Source organism: Sphingomonas panni (assembly GCF_022664435.1).
Taxonomy (GTDB): Bacteria; Pseudomonadota; Alphaproteobacteria; order Sphingomonadales; family Sphingomonadaceae; genus Sphingomonas; species Sphingomonas panni.
On sequence record NZ_JAKREU010000002.1, the window covers coordinates 390536 to 402385 of the forward strand.

Genomic DNA, 11850 nt, shown 5'->3' on the forward strand with positions numbered 1-11850 from the left:
ATCGGCCACGCGGGAATTTCAATATTTCGTCTCAAACTGAAGCATTGCCTCGAATAGGCGTTGCTTAACATTAAATTAATGGCATGTTGCTTTTGCGGTTGTTCTACGCCGTGGCCGGCGGGCGTTTGGCACTCCCTTGCTCACTACCGCCGGCCTACTTTGGCTGCTCCTCCTCGAACACGACCGCCGGCATGCCGAGGCGATCGTTGATGTCGAGAAATACCTTCATAAGCGGCCGAATTTCGTTGCGTTCGAACATCGCGACAGCGTCGACCGGATTACCGAACGCGGATCCTTGCGCCGGCACGATGCCGAGCAGCTGCGGCGGCACGCGATGTGCTGCCATGACGTCGGCGGCCGAGGCGGACTTGATGCCGAGGAATTCGTCCTTAGCCGCGGCTTCCGCGATCGGGATGATCCGGATCGACTGTTCCTTGCCGTTGGGCGCGTGGACGAACATCGACCGGAAGTTGCCCGGTCCCTTGGCGGCCTTCATCGCCGCTTTCAGCTTGTCGGTGTCGGCGACATCGATGTCGCCGGTGGCGTACATGATGTAGCCGGCGTGCGCGCCGTTGAGATAGTAGCGCCGGCGGAACAGGGTCGCTGCCTCATTCAGCAGCGCGGCCTGCAGCGCCGACATATATTCGGGCACGCCGTACAGCTCCTGATTGACGTCCGGCTGCATCAACTGGATCACCGATCCGCGCTCGAATTCCTGTTCCTGCGTCGATCCGGGGACATAGAACCACCGCCCCGCCTCGACCCCGCGCCGGGTGTATTTCGCCGGCGTATAGTCGAGCCGCATCGTGGCACCGGCGATGTTGCGGACCTTCACCGCGAAACAGTCGCCGAACACCAGATAGTCCTGCACCAGCTTGGTGAAGGTATCGCGCGACAGCCACTGGCTCGGCCGGAACGCGCCGAGCAGCTGGTTGCGCTTGAAGATAATCGCCGACGAATGATGCGGCGACACCCGGAACGCCCGAGCGAGGCCCTGCCGCGACACCGGCGGTTCGTACCAGCGGTTGTTGTGCGGACATTCCAGCATGTCGAGCAGCAACGACCGGTCGAGGACCGGCTCGGGATCGCCGAAGCTGAACGCCTCGATGGCCGTCCCGCGATCGTTCGCCGGCACGATCGCGCCGGCCGGCGCGGCCCGCGCCTGACGCGCGCTCATCCGCTGGGTACGCCTGCTCATTCGATGATCTCCATGGAGCCCTTCGGCCTTTCCTTGCCGTCGAGCGGCTCGTTGATGAGGATGTGCATCGCCGCCCAGGCGATATCGGCATGGCCGTCCTGCCCACCGCGCCCGGCCTTGAAGGTAACGTTGCGACCGCTGGTGGTGATCGTCTTCTTGATCGAAATGAACGAAGAGACGACGTCCATGTACAGGCTGTCGAACGCCAAGCGCCCACGGCGCACGATGTTCTGCGCCTTCATGACCATCGCCGCCTTCACTTCGAGCGAATATTCGATCTTTGTGACGCCGCCGATACCGCTGTCTGGTTTGGCCAGAAGCTGATGGACGCCAGCACCGACACCGGTCGCGTCGATGCCGAGGTACGTCACGGTGTAGCGCGACAGCACCGCCTTGATGAACTCGGCCTGCTGCTCGAAATCCAGCCCGCGCAGTTGATGGCGTTCGAGAATGCGGAACTTGCCGCCCGGCGTGACCGGCGGTGCCATGATGACCAGCGCGGCATTGTCGCCGTCCTCGCTGTTCTGCGGGTCATAGCCCGCCCACACCGCACGGTTGCCATAGGGCCGCGCCGCCTCGGGATCGAAGTCGGTCCATTCGACCAGGCTGTCGCAGCCGAGCGCTACCAGGTCGTTGAACCGGAAGGCGCTCAGGCTGTCGTCGACGAACACGCACCCGAACAGGTTGGCGAACTCGTCCTCGGCATATTCGTCCTGCAGCTCGTCGAGGTCGACCAGGTCGAACCCCTTCTCGATCGCGTCGTGGACGGTGACGATCTGGCGCCAGACCGCATCCTCGCACAGCCGACCTTCCTTCAGCGCGGCATGGCTGACATCGATCTCGATCCGGTCGGCCTTCGCCTTGCGCCGGTTGCGCCGCTCGCCGGTCCAGTAGGGATAGGCAAGATGCGCGACGGTCGACGGTGTTGAGAAATAGGTCTTTCGCCAGTGCTTGTGCGTCGCCATGCCCGAGGCGACTTTGTTCAGCTCCTCGAACCCGTGGACCCAGAAGAACTCGTCGAAATAGAAGTTGCCCGACCGGCCCTGTGCCGTGCGAAAATTGGTGCCGAGGAAGTGCAGCTCCGCCGCCGCCTCGCCCTCTGGGCGTAACGCGCTGGTAATCAGCATCGGGTCGCCCTTCAGGTCGACCCCGACCAGCTTGGCAAAACCTACGATGTAGTTGCGGAATTGATGCGCCTGCGCCTTAGAAGCGGACAGGAAAATTTGGTTGCGACCGCTCTCGATCGCATCAATCAGCGCTTCGAACGCAAAATAATAGGTCGCCCCGATCTGGCGCGACTTCAGGATCATGCGGGTGCGGCGCGACAGGTTCGCCCACCACGTTTCCTGATAGCCGAACAGCTGATCGAGGAAGATCGCCTTGAGCTCGGCCGCCTGTTCGGCGGTGAAGTGGTTCGACTTCGCCTTTTCCTTGCGCGGACCGGAATTGCGGTTCGCCACCCGCTCGTTCAGGTCGCCTCCGTGTCCGCCCGGCTCCTCGTAGCGCCGGACCTTCGCCAGCGCCGCGACCTGTCGACCCAGCAGATCGATTTCCTTGAAATCGACCGGCGTCTTCTTGTCCTTGGCGATGAGCATCATCCACCGCGCTTCGAGGCAGTCCTCCAGGCGCCGGATGCTGGGCACATCGTCCCACTTGCCGCGATCCTTCCACGACTGGACGGTGGTGCGTGCCACCTCCAGTTCCTCGGCGATCTGGCTGACCTCCCACCCGCGCCAATACAGGCTGCGCGCGGCGCGCCGCCGGTCCTCGATCGGCAGCGTCAGCGGATTGCGCAGAAAGGGGGCGGTGGCGGGTTCCATCGGCGGCGACCCTAGCCACGTCCGCCCCCCGCCCCGGAGCCACCGGCAATGGTAGAGACGCACTCTACCATTGCGCTCGCTTGAGATGCGGCCCGCCTTCCGCCCCTGTGGCGGTCATCGCCCGCCCGGCATTTGACCCCCGAGGACCGCACCCCATGGCCAAGACCCGCTTTTTCCGCATCGCCGTCGAGGGCGGCACCACCGACGGCCGCGTGATCGAGCGCGCATGGATCGAACAGATGGCGGCCGGCTATAACCGCGCCAGCTACACCGCCTCGATCAACTGCGAGCATATCCGCGGCTACAGCCCCGAGCCGCCGTTCAATTCGTACGGCGTGGTCGACGCGCTGAAGACCGAAGAGATCGAGATCGACGTCGCCGGCAAGAAGGAAAAGCGGCTCGCCCTGCTCGCATCGCTGGAGCCGAACGACCAGCTGCTCGCCGTTAACCGCGCCAAGCAGAAGCTGTTCACCTCCTGCGAAATTACGCCGAACATGGGCGGCAGCGGCAAGGCCGGTCTGGTCGGCTTGGCCGTCACCGACAATCCCGCGTCGCTCGGTACCGAGATGCTGGAATTCGCCGCCGGCAAGGGCGACGCGAACCCGTTTCATTCGCGCAAGCAGGACAAGGCGAACGTCTTTTCCGCCGCGCTCGAAGCCGACATCGCGCTCGATGACGTAAGCGACCCGACCGGGGTTTTCAGTTCGATGAAGGCGATGTTCGACGGGTTCGCCGCCAAGTTCGCCAAGGGTGAAGACAAGCCGGCCGAAACGCCTTCCACGCCGCCCGCACCGACCGGCGGCGCCGGTGGGAAGGAACCGGCGAATGACAACTTCGCCCAGTTCGCGAGCCAGTTCGGCGAGACGATGACGCAGGCGATCGCCGTCGCGTTCACGCCGCTGAACAACACGGTCGCCTCGATCCAGACCGACCTGTCGGCGCTCAAGCAGCAGGTCGAAACCACCGAAGCCCCGAACAGCTTCCAGCGCAAGGCCGCCACGGGTCACAACGGCGCGGTGCTGACCGACTGCTGATCGACCCCCGCCCCGCCCCCGACACGCCGCACAGGAAAACCCCATGCACAACGACACCCGCCCCCTCTTCAACGCGCTGACCGCCCAGGTAGCGTTGCTCAACGGCGTTGCCGACGCCACCGTCTCGTTCTCGGTCGCGCCCGTGGTCGAACAGAAGCTGGAAGAAAACGTCCAGCAGTCGAGCGAATTTCTGCAGCGGATCAACTTCATCACTGTCGATGCCCAGGAAGGGCAGAAGGTCGGCGTGGGCGTTACCCGCCCGATCGCGAGCCGCACCCAGACCGACAGCAAGACCGGCAAGCGCCGCACGCCGACGGACCCGACGGACACCGGCGACAAGGGCAAATATCGCTGCGAGATCACGCATAGCGACGTCGCCATCAAATACGCCCGCCTCGACCAGTGGCGCCATCGTCCCGAATTCCAGACGCTGGTGCGCGACGTCATCACGAAGCAGCAGGGCCGCGACATCATCATGATCGGGTGGAACGGCGTCGCCTGCGCCGCGAACACCGACGTCGTCACGTACTCGCTCCTGCAGGACGTCAATTACGGTTGGCTCTACAAAATCCGCACGTTCGCGCCGACCCAGCATATGGCCGGTGGCGATCTGGCACCCGAAACCCGCAACGGGACCGGCCTCGTCACGGCGCCGGGCAAGGTGTACGTTGCCGCCGGTACGCCCGGTGTCGACGTCGACTATGTCAACCTCGACGCACTGGTGTTCGATGCTACCGAGCTGCTCGCCGAATGGCATCGTGACGATACCGACCTCGTCGTGATCTGCGGTCGCAACCTGGTGCACGCGCACTTCGCGAATTTCATCAATTCGGCGGGCAACACCCCGACCGAGGTGGAGGCGCGCAACCGCATCCTGACCCTGCCCAAGCAGGTCGGCGGCAAGACGGCGGTGATGGTGCCGTTCTTTCCGGCGAACGCCCTGCTCATCACCCGGCTCGATAACCTGTCGCGCTACGCGCAGGCGGGCACGCGCCGCCGGCAGATCGTCGATGAGCCGGAATACGAGCAGATCGCCGACTATCAGTCGCTGAACGAAAGCTACGTGGTCGAGGATTACGACCAGGTCGCGTTCGTCGAGAACATCGTGCTGGGCAAGAAGCCCTAACCGGCTCCGCCCCGCACGTCCTCCCCTTCGTCGTCATCGGAACATCGCAATGAGCCTCGCTCTTCGCATTCAGGCACGCGTCCTGGCCGCACAATCCGCGATTGTTGCGCATGACGGCGACGTCGCCACCGCCGGTTCGCCGGCGGTGGCCCCCCAATCGTCTGACCGCGCAGCCGCGACCGCCGCCGCGCAGATCGGCGCGCGCCTCACCCACGACCTGCGCCGGCTGAAGGAGATCAAATCGATCGCGCACAAGATCGCGGCGAAGCGCGAGATGCTGCCCGAATATGCCGACTGGGTCGCCGGGCTGCTGTCGGGCGCGCAGGCCGCTGGCGCGGGCGTGTCTGGCGACGTGCTGCCGACCGTCATGGTCTGGTCGATCGACGTCGGCGACTTCGCCGGCGCGATGCCGCTGATCGAGCATGTGCTAGCGCACAAGGTCGCGATGCCGCAGCGCTACGCCCGCGACGCCGCGACATTGATCGTCGAGGAAATCGCCGAGGCCGCGATCAAGGCGCAGGCCGCCGACGGGCCCTTCGACCTCGCCATTCTCGAACAGGTGGAGGCGCTGACCGCCGACGACGACATGCACGATGAGGTCCGCGCCAAGCTGCTGAAGGCGATTGGCTTCGAGCTGGACCGCACCGCCCAGACCGCATCGGGTGCCGGCGCCGACGCCACTCCGCTCTTCGTCCGCTCGCTGACCGCGATGAAGGCCGCCCAAGCCCTGCACGACCGCGTCGGCGTGAAGACCACCATCAAGGCCGTCGAGAAGCGTCTCGCCGCCGCCAAGCCCGATCTCGCCGGTTCCAGCGGCTGACACCAGCTCGCCCCCCGGCGTCTCGGGGGCAGGTCGCAAGACGTGGGAGGGCCTTCGGGCTGTGGGCCACGCTCCTCCGGTCTCCACCCCCGAATTTTTCGAAAGCCCGCCCCGTGACCCACGCCGCCCTTCTCTTCGCCCTGTCCGCCGCGCTGCTGGTCGGCGCACTGCTGACCTTGGGCGGCGCGATCGTCGCGGCGGACCATCCCCGCTGGTCGACCGACCTCGGCATCGCACCCGCCGACCTCGAGCCCCTCGCGATCGGCACCGCCGCCTTCGGTCTGCTGACCTTCATCGCCGCCGCCAGCGCGATCGGCGGCGCATGAGCGGCTTCGGAACCATCGGCGGCGGCGCTTGCCTCGGCTCGGTCATTCCCGAACCGTCGACATCGGTTGACGGTGAGATCGCGGCCGACTGGTATCCCGCCGTCAATCTCGACCGCCTTCGGCTCGATCAACGCATCGGCACGCGACAGGTCGTCACACCCGAACGGCTGCGCGATGCGGTGCGCGCAGCGCTGCTCTCGATCGACAACCAGCTCGGCGCGCAGGCGGCGGCATGGGAAGCGGCCGGGCATGCCAGCCTTGCCGACGTACCGGCCAAGAAGATCGACGGCGTCAGCCGCCTGGTCATCGCCTTTCACCGCGCCGTTGGCGCGCTGACCAAGGTCGAGCTGATCGAGCGGCACCGCGACCTCGACACCACCGCCGGCGGTGACCGCGACGCCGGCGCGCTCGATCCGACGATCGGCGAGCTGCACCGCGACGCGGTCCACGCCATCCGCGACATCCTCGGTCGCACGCGCACCGATGTCGAGCTGCTGTGATGGCTGACACCGTCACCGCGCGCCAGGGCGATACCATCGATCTGATCCTGCACCGCGACCGGGGCTTGGGACCGGAGGCGATCGGCACCGTCCTCGCCGCCAATCCTGGCCTCGCCGCGCTCGGCGCGGTCCTGCCCGTCGGCACCGCCATCATCATCCCCGATGCCGCCGCGGCGGCACCGGCCACCCGCCCGCTCCTCCAGATTTGGGACTGACATGAGCAAGCTGCTCGACATCCTCGACATTCTGCTCGCCTTGCTGGCAGGCCTCGCCCCCGGCGCGATGGGCGCGGCGGTCAGCCTCGCCTATGAAAAGGGACTGACCTGGACCGAGAAATTCACCCAGTTCACGGTCGGCACGGTCGTCTCTTATTTCGCGCGCGGCGCGATCGTCGGCCTGTTCGACCTGCATACCTTCGTGGTCGACGGCATCGTCTTCACCGCCGGCATGATCGCCTTCCGCGCTACCCCGCGCTTCGCCAGTGCCGTCATTGACGCGCTGGTGTCGGTACCCGGCCTGATCCGCGACCGCATCGTCGGAGGCGGCAAGTGACCTATTCGATGCACAAGCTCGTAGCCGAGCTGACCCGCGACGAAGGGCTGCGGCTGACGACGTATCGCTGCGCGGCGGCCAAGCTCACCATCGGCATCGGCCGCAATCTGGACGATGTCGGTATCAGTGGCAGCGAGGCGCGGCTCTTCGGCTGCGACACTCCCACCCAGGCGCTGGCCCATGTGAAGCGCCATGGCGTCACGAAGCGGCAGGCGGAATCGCTCTTCGCCAATGACATCGTCGGGTGCGAGCGCGATCTCGACCGCCGCCTGCCCTGGTGGCGGTCGCTCGATGACGTCCGGCAGCGCGTCCTGCTCAATATGTGCTTCAATCTGGGCATCAATGGCCTGGTCGGCTTCCGCAATACGCTGCGCATGGTCGAGCGTCGGGAATATGAGGACGCCGCCGCAAATATGCTGAAGTCGCTATGGGCGCGACAGGTCGGAGCGCGCGCGCAGCGCCTGTCGGCGATGATGCGCACCGGAAAGGACGCGCGATGATCCGCCGCATCCTCGACGCCCTCGGCCTGGACCGCCAATGGCTGACCCTGATCGCAGTCGGTGCCGCCGCCGCCTTCCTCTACGTCCAGTGGTCACGGGTGACCGGCGAGCGCGACCGCGCGCTGCATTGGGCGGAGGTCGCCTGCGCTGCGGCCGGCAGCACCTATGCCGCCTCGATCGAAACGGTCGATGGCAAGCGGGTGAAATTCGCCACCGGCCAGCGCTGCAAGGCGACGATCGCCGATCTCGCCGCCTTCCGTACCGACACCGACCGCATGACCGCCGACAAGCTGGCGGCGGCGATGCGCGACCGCGACGCCCGTACCCAGTCCGATGCCGCCCATGCCCGCGCCGCCGCTGAGGCCGCGCGTGCAGCCACCCAGAGAATGGAAGCCGCCGATGCGAAAGCTACCCCCACCGATCGCGTCGATGGCGATTGGTTCGCTGCTCTTAATGACCTTGCCGGGCTGCGCGCTCCGGCCGCCCGTCGCTAGGTCGGTGCCGGTCGCCGTCGAGATCCGCGACACGCCCCCGGCCGAGCTGCTGCGCTGCCCGGTCGCGCCGGTCGGCTATCCCGCCGATGCCGAGGCGACGATGCCCGCCGCCGTCCGCGCCGCGACGATCCGCATGGCGACCGCCCTGCGCGACGCCCGCGACCAGCTGCTGCGCCTGATCCGCTGGCACGACGCCAGCGCCTGCAAGGAAATCTGACATGGGAAAGACCAGCCAGGGCGTCGAAATCGCTGAGGTGAAGGAAGGCACGCTTGCAGCGGTCGGCGCATCGCCCGGCACCTTCATGCGTGGGCGCTTCGCCTTTGCCGTCACCGGCGATTTCGTCGGCACCGGCCGACTGGAGCAGACCTTCGATAATGGCACGACGTGGATTCCCGTCTGCCTCGCCGATGGATCGCCGCGAGAATTCACCGCCCCCGACCGGATCGTGATCGACGAACCGGAGGCCGGCATCTTCTACCGCTTCCGGGTGACCGCCCGCACCAGCGGCACCTTCAAATGGCGCTTCGCACAATGACCATCCGCAGCCTGATCCAGGGCGGCGGCTCGCCCCTGACCGCCACCGCGATGGCCCGCGCGCTGATGTCGCGCGGCATGACCGATGCCGAGGTGCGCGCCGCGATCGGCGGGGCCGTCAGTCTGGCCGATGGCATCGCCTCGGCGCTATCCTATGTGCGGTCCTTCCGCCCCAAAACGGGCGATATCGTCTTCGGTGCGTCGCCCTATCGCACGGTGGGCAATGGCAGCACGACGGTCGCGTATGCGCCCGCGTCCGGGTATGTGAATGACGTGGCGGACAATTTCCTGACCGCCCAGCCCGAGGGCTGGCGGACACTGTTCCTGAACTTCGGGTTCAACAGCGTCGTCAGTGCGGGGCCGACCGCGCGCGAAGTGCTGCCGGGCAACGCCAATGTCATCGACTATGCCGTGACCTTCACCGCCGCGTCGGGCGGCGGGACGCGCGCCCAGGCGACCTTCGGCGGACAGACGTCGGTGGCGATGCCCGATGGCGGTTTCGCCCTGACCGATCCGCGCCCGGCCTTCCCCGGTGGCTTCGAGCGTGTCTCGATCACCACCCCGGCCGGCGGCAAGCGCGCGACCGGGTGGACTGCCAGCGCGGCCGTCGGCGAATATCGTCGCCGCAATAGCGCGGCGGGCGTGCCGGCGGCGGCCAATGGCGGCGTGATCGGGGGCAGCGCTCCCGACGCGGCGCGCGGGTGGAAGCCGCACGCGACGATGCGCCCCCATGCCGGCACGCCGTCGATCCTGCTGCTGGGCGACAGCATCACCCAGCAGAACGATTACATCCCGACCGCCGCCCAGATCGTCGGCGGCATCGCCAAGGGACTGGCCGACCCGAGCAACGGCGGGGCCTTCGGTATCGGCCATCTAGGCCACCACGGTGCATCCATGGAGGACTTCATGGACGTGACGCCGGGGAGCCTGCGCTTCTCGCAGCGCTATGCCGTCCTCGCCGCGATCCGGGACATGAATGGCGGGCGCTGGCCGATGACCCACATCTGGTCGCAGGGCCTGCGCAATGACTTCTCGGGGATCAGCAGCCCGACCACGCCGGAGGAAGCCTTCGCGCTGTTGAAGGCGCGGGCCGATGCATGGTGGGCCTTTCTGGCGACCACCTTCCCGACGATTCCGATCATCCAGTCGACAGTGACGGCGCGCGTGACCCACGGCGCGTCGACGAATTATGCGACGCTGGAGGGGCAGGAGCCGCGCCCGTACACCGCCGGCATCGCCCTGCAATGGCTCAACGATTACATCATGAGCCGTCCCGCGCCGCTCGCTCTGGCGGTCGACCTGCGCCCGGCCCAGCAGGAGCTTCGCCCTGTGACGGGATCGTCCTTCGACGGTGCCCCGGTATGGAAGCGCACCGCCTTCACGCGGGCGGGCGGCGGGACGCTGGTCAACGCGCTGGCCGCCGGGACCGGCGTGACACAGGTGACAATCTCTGCCGCGACCGCGCCGATCCCCGGCACGATCCTGATCTTCGAGCCGGGCACCGCCAGCATGGAAATGCGGGGTGCGATCCAGTCGGTGTCGTCCAATGGCAGCACCCATACCGTCACGCTCACCGCCAGCATGTCGCCGACCTATGCCCACGCCGCCGGCAGTGCCGTCGCCAGCAGCCCGACCAGCGACGGCACCCATCCCGAAGCGTCGGTACATGATGAGATGGCGGCGATCGTCGCGGCGGTGAAGCCGCAGATCGCGGCGGTGAAGAGCTGATGCAAAAGCCAGAGACCCTCCGCCAGCTGCTTTACGCCACCGCGCTGGTCGGCCAGACCGAAAAGCTCGCTACCTTCATCGATCGCGGGCGGATCGAATGCCGGCGCGGCGCGAACCTCACCTTCAAATATCACTATACCCTGTCGCTGGTCGTGCAGGGCTATACCGGATCGGTCGACGCGCTCATGATCCCGATCCTCGCATGGATCGCGGAACAGCAGCCCGACCTGCTCGACCGCGCGCCCAATGAGCCCTTCACCTTCGAAAGCGAGCTGCTCGACGCCGATACCGCCGACGTGTCGATCGATCTGGACCTGTCCGAACTGGTCCTGGTCGAACGCACCGGGAAGTCGGCGTTCAAGGCGACCCACGTCCCCGAGCCGGTCCTCGCCGACGCCTTCCCCGGCGTCTGCGGCGTGTCGCTCGTACAGGGCCTGCTCGATGACGGCATGATAATCGTGCCCGCATGAGCGAGGGCGACGACCTGCTGCAGATCGAATCGCTGGCGGCGGCGCTGCTGCGCAATCTCGACGCCCCGGCCCGCGGCCAGCTCCTGCGCAGCGTCGCGAAGAAGGTCCGCGCCGGCCAGCGCGCGCGGATCGAGCGCCAGCAGAATCCTGACGGCAGCGGCTTCGCCCCCCGCCGGAAGCGGCCGGAGCCGGTGCGCGGCAATCGCGCGGTCCATTTCCTGTACCCCAAGGGCGATCCCAATCCCCGCGAAGTCTACATGAAAAGCTGGACGCTCGACGGCCCGCTGATGACCGGCTTCGATATCAAGGTCGGCGCGATCCGCTCCTTCCACCGCGACCAGGTCGACCGCTGGCTCCCGCTCGACGAAGGTCAGGACAATGCAGGTGCCGGCCGCCTGCGCCGGAAAGGGCATATCCGGCGGAAGGCGATGTTCCGCAAGCTGCTGTCGCCCCGCCACCTGAAGGAAGGCGCGACCGATCGCGAGGCATGGATCGGCTTCACCGGACAGGCCGCGCGCGTGGCGCGCATTCACCAGGACGGCCTGGTCGACAAGCCGGCGCTCAAGGCCAAGCCGGTACGCTATGCCCGCCGCCGCCTGCTGGACCTGACCGAGGCCGACCGGGCGATGGTCGCAGAAGCCTTCATGTCGTCGCTGGTCGACGGCGTTTCCTGATCCGGCAATGGTAGAGTGCGTCTCTACCATTGCGCCACCCTAGCCGCTCCCACACCGCGCGGCCGACATGGCC

General features: G+C 66.9%; 16 protein-coding genes. 14 read left to right on the forward strand and 2 right to left on the reverse strand.

The window, feature by feature from the left end; genetic code table 11:
- Window positions 1-154: 154 nt before the first annotated feature.
- Window positions 155-1198 (reverse strand): phage portal protein, encoded by a 1044-nt coding sequence (locus MF609_RS06620; protein ID WP_242415498.1) that lies wholly within the window; start codon window positions 1196-1198, stop codon window positions 155-157.
- Window positions 1195-3018, reverse strand: coding sequence for a terminase large subunit domain-containing protein (locus MF609_RS06625; protein WP_242415499.1), 1824 nt, complete (start codon window positions 3016-3018; stop codon window positions 1195-1197). The genes MF609_RS06620 and MF609_RS06625 overlap by 4 nt, the downstream gene beginning before the upstream one ends.
- A 155-nt stretch (window positions 3019-3173) precedes the next feature.
- On the opposite strand from MF609_RS06625, the gene MF609_RS06630 reads away from it, so the two are divergent.
- The 14 genes from MF609_RS06630 (at window position 3174) to MF609_RS06695 (ending at window position 11777) form a co-directional block, all read left to right on the forward strand.
- A complete protein-coding gene (locus tag MF609_RS06630; RefSeq protein ID WP_242415500.1) occupies window positions 3174-4052 on the forward strand; it encodes a GPO family capsid scaffolding protein in 879 nt (292 codons plus the stop codon).
- A 43-nt stretch (window positions 4053-4095) separates the two neighbouring features.
- Complete coding sequence (locus MF609_RS06635; RefSeq protein ID WP_242415501.1) at window positions 4096-5178, forward strand: phage major capsid protein, P2 family; 1083 nt, start codon at window positions 4096-4098, stop codon at window positions 5176-5178.
- A gap of 49 nt (window positions 5179-5227) precedes the next feature.
- Window positions 5228-5998 carry a phage terminase small subunit gene (gene gpM / locus MF609_RS06640; protein WP_242415502.1) on the forward strand — a complete coding sequence of 257 codons (771 nt, stop codon included), beginning with the start codon at window positions 5228-5230 and terminating at the stop codon, window positions 5996-5998.
- Window positions 5999-6111: 113 nt separating this feature from the next.
- Entirely contained in the window at window positions 6112-6324 is a 213-nt protein-coding gene (locus tag MF609_RS06645) for a hypothetical protein (RefSeq protein ID WP_242415503.1), read from the forward strand.
- On the forward strand, window positions 6321-6824 hold the full coding sequence (locus tag MF609_RS06650; protein ID WP_242415505.1) for a head completion/stabilization protein: 504 nt from the start codon (window positions 6321-6323) through the stop codon (window positions 6822-6824). The genes MF609_RS06645 and MF609_RS06650 overlap by 4 nt, the downstream gene beginning before the upstream one ends.
- A complete protein-coding gene (locus MF609_RS06655; RefSeq protein ID WP_242415506.1) occupies window positions 6824-7039 on the forward strand; it encodes a tail protein X in 216 nt (71 codons plus the stop codon). Before MF609_RS06650 ends, MF609_RS06655 begins: the two co-directional genes overlap by 1 nt.
- A 1-nt stretch (window position 7040) precedes the next feature.
- Window positions 7041-7376, forward strand: coding sequence for a hypothetical protein (locus tag MF609_RS06660; protein WP_242415508.1), 336 nt, complete (start codon window positions 7041-7043; stop codon window positions 7374-7376).
- Window positions 7373-7876, forward strand: coding sequence for a glycoside hydrolase family protein (locus MF609_RS06665; RefSeq protein ID WP_242415509.1), 504 nt, complete (start codon window positions 7373-7375; stop codon window positions 7874-7876). Before MF609_RS06660 ends, MF609_RS06665 begins: the two co-directional genes overlap by 4 nt.
- On the forward strand, window positions 7873-8370 hold the full coding sequence (locus tag MF609_RS06670; protein WP_242415511.1) for a hypothetical protein: 498 nt from the start codon (window positions 7873-7875) through the stop codon (window positions 8368-8370). Before MF609_RS06665 ends, MF609_RS06670 begins: the two co-directional genes overlap by 4 nt.
- 4 nt (window positions 8371-8374) lie before the next feature.
- Entirely contained in the window at window positions 8375-8587 is a 213-nt protein-coding gene (locus MF609_RS06675) for a hypothetical protein (RefSeq protein ID WP_242415513.1), read from the forward strand.
- A 1-nt stretch (window position 8588) separates the two neighbouring features.
- On the forward strand, window positions 8589-8906 hold the full coding sequence (locus MF609_RS06680; RefSeq protein ID WP_242415515.1) for a hypothetical protein: 318 nt from the start codon (window positions 8589-8591) through the stop codon (window positions 8904-8906).
- On the forward strand, window positions 8903-10633 hold the full coding sequence (locus MF609_RS06685; protein WP_242415517.1) for a hypothetical protein: 1731 nt from the start codon (window positions 8903-8905) through the stop codon (window positions 10631-10633). The genes MF609_RS06680 and MF609_RS06685 overlap by 4 nt, the downstream gene beginning before the upstream one ends.
- A complete protein-coding gene (locus tag MF609_RS06690; RefSeq protein WP_242415519.1) occupies window positions 10633-11103 on the forward strand; it encodes a phage tail protein in 471 nt (156 codons plus the stop codon). Before MF609_RS06685 ends, MF609_RS06690 begins: the two co-directional genes overlap by 1 nt.
- Window positions 11100-11777 (forward strand): phage virion morphogenesis protein, encoded by a 678-nt coding sequence (locus MF609_RS06695; RefSeq protein WP_242415520.1) that lies wholly within the window; start codon window positions 11100-11102, stop codon window positions 11775-11777. The genes MF609_RS06690 and MF609_RS06695 overlap by 4 nt, the downstream gene beginning before the upstream one ends.
- Window positions 11778-11850 lie beyond the last annotated feature (73 nt).

Coding starts and splice junctions, on each gene's coding strand:
- MF609_RS06620 (WP_242415498.1), bottom strand. CDS start 1,198: ATGAGCAGGCGTACCCAGCGGATGAGCGCGCGTCAGGCGCGGGCCGCG.
- MF609_RS06625 (WP_242415499.1), bottom strand. CDS start 3,018: ATGGAACCCGCCACCGCCCCCTTTCTGCGCAATCCGCTGACGCTGCCG.
- MF609_RS06630 (WP_242415500.1), top strand. CDS start 3,174: ATGGCCAAGACCCGCTTTTTCCGCATCGCCGTCGAGGGCGGCACCACC.
- MF609_RS06635 (WP_242415501.1), top strand. CDS start 4,096: ATGCACAACGACACCCGCCCCCTCTTCAACGCGCTGACCGCCCAGGTA.
- gpM (WP_242415502.1), top strand. CDS start 5,228: ATGAGCCTCGCTCTTCGCATTCAGGCACGCGTCCTGGCCGCACAATCC.
- MF609_RS06650 (WP_242415505.1), top strand. CDS start 6,321: ATGAGCGGCTTCGGAACCATCGGCGGCGGCGCTTGCCTCGGCTCGGTC.
- MF609_RS06655 (WP_242415506.1), top strand. CDS start 6,824: ATGGCTGACACCGTCACCGCGCGCCAGGGCGATACCATCGATCTGATC.
- MF609_RS06660 (WP_242415508.1), top strand. CDS start 7,041: ATGAGCAAGCTGCTCGACATCCTCGACATTCTGCTCGCCTTGCTGGCA.
- MF609_RS06670 (WP_242415511.1), top strand. CDS start 7,873: ATGATCCGCCGCATCCTCGACGCCCTCGGCCTGGACCGCCAATGGCTG.
- MF609_RS06680 (WP_242415515.1), top strand. CDS start 8,589: ATGGGAAAGACCAGCCAGGGCGTCGAAATCGCTGAGGTGAAGGAAGGC.
- MF609_RS06685 (WP_242415517.1), top strand. CDS start 8,903: ATGACCATCCGCAGCCTGATCCAGGGCGGCGGCTCGCCCCTGACCGCC.
- MF609_RS06690 (WP_242415519.1), top strand. CDS start 10,633: ATGCAAAAGCCAGAGACCCTCCGCCAGCTGCTTTACGCCACCGCGCTG.
- MF609_RS06695 (WP_242415520.1), top strand. CDS start 11,100: ATGAGCGAGGGCGACGACCTGCTGCAGATCGAATCGCTGGCGGCGGCG.